Annotated in this window: 1 protein-coding gene; it reads left to right on the forward strand. The window is 30.6% G+C overall.

The window, feature by feature from the left end:
* Positions 1–1,094 (forward strand): LTA synthase family protein (locus RMO83_RS04560; RefSeq protein ID WP_310558495.1); only part of this gene is annotated, 1,094 nt, incomplete at both ends.

Consider the following 1,094-nt stretch of genomic DNA (forward strand, 5'->3'; position numbering starts at 1 on the left):
TATTACTTTTTTTATAGTAAAATATTCTAAAAATTACATTTTTGAAATCCCAACATTTGTAGAAAAAATAAAATTATCTGTTGTTTATTTTGCAATTTTTGGATTGTCATTATTGGTTATTCCGTTTTTGTCGAGTAAAGAAAATTCACAAAATATATTTACTAATGAATTACAAGCCAATGGATTATATAAATTTTATTTAGCATTTTCCAATTCAGAATTAGATTATTTTAAGTTTTATAAAACATTACCAAGCAAAGAAGCATTTGCGATTTTAAAAAATCAAATTCCTGAAATATCAAATAATTCTACTTTAAGAAATATAAAATCAGAATTGCAAGAAACCAAGAAAAATGTAGTTTTAATTACCATAGAAAGTTACAGCGCCGATTTCTTGAAAATTTATGGAAATAAGCAAAATATTACACCATTTATAGACAGTTTAGCTACCAAAAGTTTGTTGTTTTCTAACTTGTATGCAGTTGGAAATCGGACAGTTAGAGGCTTAGAATCATTAACAATGTGCGTGCCACCGACTGCTGGCGAAAGTGTTGTAAAACGCAAAGACAATAAAAATAAATTCACAACTGGAAGCATATTCAAATCAAAAGGATATCAAGTAAAATATTTGTATGGTGGCGATGCTTATTTTGATAATATGCGTGATTTTTTCTCAGGAAATGGTTATGAAATTGTTGACAAAACTACATTTGCCCCGAGCGAAATTACTTTTCAAAATATTTGGGGCGTTTGCGATGAAGACATGGTGAACAAAGCGATTAAAACTATGAATTTGGAAGCCAAAACTGGCAAACCTTTTTTCAATCATTGGATGACTGTAAGTAACCACCGACCATTTACTTATCCAAACGGAAAAATTGATATTCCAGGCGACACAAAATCTCGTGAAGGCGGCGTAAAATATACCGATTATGCTATACAAAAATTCTTTGAAATGGCCAAAAAACAGTCTTGGTACAAGAACACAATTTTTGTAATTCTTGCCGATCATTGTGCTTCGAGTTCAGGAAAAACAGAGCTTCCTTTAGACAAATACCGAATTCCAGCAATGATTTTCGATCCAAACAAACAAG

Origin of the sequence: Flavobacterium sp. (assembly GCF_031423415.1) — a bacterium.
In the GTDB taxonomy this organism is placed as follows: domain Bacteria; phylum Bacteroidota; class Bacteroidia; order Flavobacteriales; family Flavobacteriaceae; genus Flavobacterium.